The sequence below is a fragment of the Bradyrhizobium valentinum genome, from assembly GCF_001440405.1.
In the GTDB taxonomy this organism is placed as follows: domain Bacteria; phylum Pseudomonadota; class Alphaproteobacteria; order Rhizobiales; family Xanthobacteraceae; genus Bradyrhizobium; species Bradyrhizobium valentinum.
On sequence record NZ_LLXX01000025.1, the window covers coordinates 66,817 to 72,816 of the forward strand.

Genomic DNA, 6,000 nt, shown 5'->3' on the forward strand with positions numbered 1-6,000 from the left:
AATGCGCGGAATCGACACGCGCATTCGAGAACATCCACCCTGATGCTTTTGAGGTGAGGTTTTGCCGGCATGATTGCGCGGGCGACAGCTCAACTCGACTGTGCACCGCTGGTTGTCGTCCCTCCCTTTCATGTGTTGAAAAGGAGTGAGCAATCCGTGTGCCAAATCGCACGATGCCAAAAATCAATGACTTGAGAGGGACCATCCTGCAACTCAGGACAAATTGTCCTGATATGCTGGACAAAATGTCCAATCAGCCTGTGTCAGTCGGCCTCCGGAAGCCAGACGCGGAATGTGCTTCCCCGGCCGACTTCGCTTTCAACTGTAATCTGGCCGCGCTGGCGCTTGATCAAGGTCTGGCTGATTGAAAGGCCAAGCCCGGTGCCGTCCCGCCGCTTGGTCGTAAAGAAGGGGTCGAAGACTTTCTCGACAACGTCTACGTCCATGCCGATTCCGGTGTCGGCAACTTCGATCAGGATACCGGACACGCCGTCGCGGTCGGCGTCGTATGAACGAAGCGTCAGGGTGCCGCCATCAGGCATGGCGTGGATCGCGTTGACGATCAGGTTGATCAGCACCTGCTGCAGCTCGGTGCGGTTCATCAGGACCAGGCGGCTTGCCCGGTCTTCGCGCACGATCCTGATTTCCGTCTTGTTCAGGAGATGCTGCACCAGCGGCAGGCAGTCCGCCACGACGCTTCCGGGCGTATGGCGCTCGACATAGCCGGCATACTCTTCCGGGCGCGCAAACTGCAAAAGCTTGGTGACGATCTGGCTGATGCGGTGGATCTGCTCGTCGACCAGACGGAATTCGACCTTGGCTTTTTCGGCATCGGCGCCGATCACGCTGCGGATGACGTCGAGATTGCCCTGCATCACCGCGATCGGATTGTTGATCTCATGCGCGACGCCGGCGGTAATTTCGCCGATCGCGGCAAGCTTTTCCGACATGATGAGCTGCTTGGTGGTCGCCTCAAGCTTCAGATTGGCGAGTTCGAGATCGCGTGTTCGCTCGCGCACCCGCGTGTTCAACTCCTCGTTCCACTCGCGCAACTGGCGGTCGCGCTCCTGAATCTGATCGAGCAGGGTATCGAGGTGAACCGCCACGCGGCCGATCTCGTCGCCCGACGCCGGCAATTTGGTGCGCGCGGAGAGATTGCCGCTCTCGACTTCGCCGATTGTCGCCGTAACGCGTTCGAGCGGCATGAAAATCGACTGCGCCCAGCGCAGGAAGATCGGCACGGTTGCCGCCGTGATCGCGATGAACGCGAGCGCGATGATCAAGAGCGTCTCGAGCTTCGCATCGTTGAACGGCTTCTGCAGAAATCCGACATAGAGCATGCCGACACGCTTGCCATAGGTATCGACGAGCGGCTCGTAAGCCGAGATGTACCAGTCGTTGACGACGAAGGCGCTGTCCAGCCAGGTCCGCCCCTCGCCCATCACCGCCGAGCGAACCGCCGCCGACACCCGCGTTCCCAGCGCGCGCCGCCCTTCGAACAGGCGGACGTTGGTCGAAATCCGCACGTCGTCGAGGAACAGCGTCGCCGTTCCCTGGCTACCCTCCGGGAGGCTCGCCTCGCGATAGACGAGGTCGTTGATCGTATCGATGAATTCGAGATTCTGGTTGAGCAATATTCCGCCGACGAGCGCAGCCGGCCCTCCTCCAGGAGCCGTTGCGCGGCTAGCGGCATGCACCACCATGCCACTGGTTTCCGTACTGCGATCGGTCGGCACTGCGTTCGGCGTCGGCACCAGATCGAGACGCGCGCGGTCGGCAAGAACAGGCGAAATCGCCGCAAGTTCGTCATTGGTGAAGATGTCGATGCCCGTCGACGGGGATTCGCCTGACAACACCGAAGTGATGATCGGCCAGTCGGCCCTTGGCGCTCCCTTAAGCGCTGGTGACGAGGCGATGACCTTTCCGCCGGCGTCCACCAAATAGAGAAAGTCGAGGCCTATCTCTTTGCGGGACTGTTCGAGCAAGTCCGCCACGGCGGAGAGCGTTTCCTGCTCTTCCACCTCCCGGAAGCGAAACGAGAGGCTCAGCCCGCGGACCTGAACACCGGTTTTTTCCAGAATGCGGGCCAGATATTGGTGGGCGATGGTGAGATCGCCGTTCACCTTCGAAATCAGCGTGGCGTCAAATCTTGCATTCCAGCGATAGATGGCCACGCCGAGCAGGAGCGGCAGGATGACGAGCATGGGCAGCAGCGCAATCGCGAGCAGCCGAAAGCGGACGGACCGCCCGCGCACCGGCCCGTCGATGCTGCCTGCCCGGTCACCCATTCCATAACGCGAGTTTGCGATCGATGGTCTTGCGCGAGATCCCGAGCCGTCGCGCCGCCTCCTCGCGGCTGCCGCCGGTCTCCTTCAGCACCGAAAGAATGTGCCGGCGCTCCATATCCGCCAGACTGTCGGCAGTGGCGGCCTGCCCGTCGTTCCGCGGCCCGGCGAAATCGTCCGGAAACGCGCCGAGGATCAACGTCCGCTCGATCAGGTTGCGCAACTCGCGCACGTTGCCGGGCCAGTCGTAACTCGCGAGCGCGGCGCGCACCGAACTGTCGATTGGAACCGGCGGCATGCCGAGTTGTACCGAGAGTTTGTTCATGAAGATTGTGGCAAGCTCCTGCACGTCGTCGCCGCGGTCCTTCAGCAGCGGCAGATGAATCTGCATGACGTTGAGGCGATAATACAGGTCGGCGCGAAAACGACCCCTCTCGACTTGCTTCTGCAGGTCGGCATTGGTCGCAAAGATGAAGCGAAGGTCGACCGGCACTTCACGCTCGGCGCCGACGGGACGGACGCGGCGGTCCTCCAGAACGCGGAGAAGCTTGCTCTGCATCGCCAGCGGCAGTTCGCCGATTTCGTCCAGGAACAGCGTCCCGCCATGCGCATGGAGGAACAGACCCTCGCGCCCGCTGTCTGCGCCGGTGAAGGCGCCCTTGATGTGGCCGAACAACTCGGCCTCGATCATCTCGGGCGGAATCGCAGCACAGTTCACCGGCACGAAGGGCTTGTCGGCGCGGTCGGACAGGGAATGAATCGAGCGCGCCGCGACTTCCTTGCCGGTGCCGGATTCACCGGTGAGCAGGATCGAGGTCGGCAGGCGGGCGACGCGGGCAATGGTTTCCCGTACGCTTCGGGCGGCCGGCGATTCCCCGATCAGATTGTCGCGCAGGAACGTACGATCGGATGATGCGCGCAGCGCATAGCGCAGCACATAATTCTCGCGCTGCAGCCGGACCCGGTCGAGACAACGCGCCACCGCGTTCAATATCTGGTTGGAGCGGAACGGTTTCAGCACGAAATCGGCCGCGCCGGCGCGCAGCGCCTGAATTGCGGTGTCGAGATCGGCATAGGCCGTAATGAGGATGGCGTCGGCGAAGAAGCCGACAGCCCGCTGCTCTGCCAGCCAGTCGACGCCATTCTTGCCCGGCATGATGTTGTCGAGGATGACGACATCGAACCGGCTCTTATCGAGCATGCGCGAGGCTTCATCCGTATCAGCCGCCTCCTCCACGTGCTTGCAGCGCGGCCCCAGCGTGCGCACCAGAAAATTGCGCATCCCGGGCTCGTCATCGACGATCAGGATCGACGCCTGCGCGAGCGCGCCGAACTCGGGCCCGCCGGCCGATTTGCCGAGTTTTGCCGCCGGTTCGTTGCCCGTGGCAAGGGACGCCGCTGCGCTCGCCTTCGATGTCGGGAAGTTCATGCCGGGTTTTGTAGGGCCGATCGTCGCACCCGGCAATCGTGCGTTCTAATGAAGTCGTCTAACTGACGCGCGGGAGCTCCGGCCTGCCCGGATAGCTCAAACATTTGCCTTTTCTATCGATCCATTTGCTTTTTCTATCAAAAATACGATGCGGTTTTCGTTGCGCTCGGTGATTTCGACCTTGTCGCCGGTCTCGCGAATGAGGTTCGGGATGTCGATCACCGAGAGCGGATCGGTACACAGCACTTCCAGCCTATCGCCGGGCGGCAAGGTCTTCAGCGCCTTGCGCGTCTTCAACGCCGGCAGGGGGCATTTCAGCCCGGCAAGATCAAGCTTTGTCGTCGTCATGTTCCGAACATGGCGAAGCGGGACCACATCGTCAACGGACATCAATTGATCAGGCTTGCATAGGACAGGAACCCGACCATCTGGCCGGGCGCGACCTGCGTGACGTCTTCACCAAGCTCGACCAGGCCGTCGGTGTCCGCCAGCGAGGACAACAGGCCGGCGCCTTCGCGCGGAAACTTCACCGCTTCGAGCGCGCCATCCGCGGCGTTACGCAGGGTGACGCGGACATACTCGCGGCGCGAAATCTTCTTCTTGTAGCTGAAGGCGGCGCGAACCGGCATCGGCGTCAGCGGCTCCGGCCGCGCACCTGACAGCGCGAGAATGGTCGGCCGCACCACATGAACGAAGGTGACGAAACTCGCCACCGGATTGCCCGGCAAACCGATGAACGGCGTGCCGCCGATGATGCCCATCGCGACGGGGCGTCCCGGCTTGATCGCCATCCGCCACAGCACCAGCCTGCCGACACTTTCGACACTCGCCTTGACGTGATCCTCCTCGCCGGTCGAAACGCCGCCGGTGGTGAGAATCAGGTCATGGCTGCCGGCCACCTCCTGCAGGGCGCTTGCGAGCGCGGCGCGGTCATCCCTGATGATGCCGAGATCGCTCACCTCGCAGCCGAGCCGGCCCAGCATCGCCATCAGCATGAAGCGGTTGGAATCGAACAATTGCGCCGCGGCGCGCGCTTCGCCGGGCGAGGCCAGCTCGTTGCCGGTGGAGAACACCGCGACGCGAATACGCCTGGCGACATCGAGCTCTGTCAGGCCGAACGCCGACGCGAGCGCGACATCCTGCGGCCGCAGCCGCTGGCCGGCTTTCAGCGCCGCAAAGCCTGCGGGAATATCCTCACCCGCAGGGCGCACATTGGCGCCGGGCTTGAGACCTGCGGGGAGCACGACCTTGTCGCCCTCGACGCGGACGTCTTCCTGCATGAACACGGTATCGGCGCCGTCGGGCATCGGCGCGCCGGTAAAGATGCGCACCGCCCGCCCCGGCTGGAGCGGTGCAGACGCGAGGCTACCCGCCTGAACGCGGCCGATCACTGGAAATGCCTGTTCTTCCTGCTGCGGCAGATCGCGGCTCGAAACCGCATAGCCATCGACGGCGGAATTGGTGAAGGGCGGCAGCGGCAGCGGCGCCAAAATGTCGTGCGCGAGAATGCGGCCATCGGCGCGGGCGAGCGTCACCGTCTCGACATCCACGACCGGCGTCACGCGCGTGGCAATGAGACCCACGGCCTCATCGACCGACATCATCGGGCCGCCGAAGGCAAAGCAATCGTCGGACAATTGCGCCATGTGCTTGATCAGCCCTCAGCTTCGCATCTGGCCAGCACGTCTTCGAGCGAAATCGCCGATTTCAGCATCATCGCCGCGACGGCCTCGATATCGTCGAGATGGGCGGTCGGCAGCGTGGTTTCAACCGCCGTATCGGTCGCGATGCCGACAATGCCGGGATCGTCGGGGAACAGCAACGGCTTGCCGTTGGCGGCGCGATAAACCTCGATCTTGCGGTGCGGCTCGCGCTTGAAACCCTCGACGACGACAAGATCGACCGGAGACATCTTCGCCAGCAGTTCCGGCAATCGCGGCTCGGCGGCGCCGCGCAGCTCATGCATCAGGGCCCAGCGCTGGCTGGAGGATACCAGCACTTCGGCTGCGCCGGCTTCGCGGTGCCGCCAGGAATCCTTGCCGGGCACGTCGACATCGAAGGCGTGATGGGCGTGCTTGATGACGGAGACGCAGAGGCCCTGTTTTAAGAATTGCGGGATCGCCCGCGTCAGCAAGGTCGTCTTGCCGGCGCCGCTCCATCCCGCGAGGCCTATCACTTTCATTTCGTTCTCCGGCGGCGGCGTTGTTATCTTCGTCATGCCCGGGCTCGTCCCGGGCATCCACGTCTTCACGCTAGAGCCGAAAGAAAGACGTGGATGGGCGGGGG

Annotated in this window: 5 protein-coding genes; all 5 read right to left on the reverse strand. The window is 63.1% G+C overall.

Annotated features, from left to right (window positions below; genetic code table 11):
• Window positions 1-263: 263 nt before the first annotated feature.
• On the reverse strand, window positions 264-2,288 hold the full coding sequence (locus CP49_RS03410) for a sensor histidine kinase (protein ID WP_057848897.1): 2,025 nt from the start codon (window positions 2,286-2,288) through the stop codon (window positions 264-266).
• Window positions 2,281-3,714 carry a sigma-54-dependent transcriptional regulator gene (locus CP49_RS03415; protein WP_057848898.1) on the reverse strand — a complete coding sequence of 478 codons (1,434 nt, stop codon included), beginning with the start codon at window positions 3,712-3,714 and terminating at the stop codon, window positions 2,281-2,283. Before CP49_RS03415 ends, CP49_RS03410 begins: the two co-directional genes overlap by 8 nt.
• Window positions 3,715-3,810: 96 nt before the next feature.
• Complete coding sequence (locus tag CP49_RS03420; protein WP_057848961.1) at window positions 3,811-4,062, reverse strand: sulfurtransferase TusA family protein; 252 nt, start codon at window positions 4,060-4,062, stop codon at window positions 3,811-3,813.
• 41 nt (window positions 4,063-4,103) lie between these two features.
• Window positions 4,104-5,360: a molybdopterin molybdotransferase MoeA gene (locus CP49_RS03425; protein WP_057848899.1), complete on the reverse strand. Its 1,257-nt coding sequence runs from the start codon at window positions 5,358-5,360 to the stop codon at window positions 4,104-4,106.
• 8 nt (window positions 5,361-5,368) lie between these two features.
• A complete protein-coding gene (mobB, locus tag CP49_RS03430; RefSeq protein ID WP_057848962.1) occupies window positions 5,369-5,896 on the reverse strand; it encodes a molybdopterin-guanine dinucleotide biosynthesis protein B in 528 nt (175 codons plus the stop codon).
• Window positions 5,897-6,000: the final 104 nt, after the last annotated feature.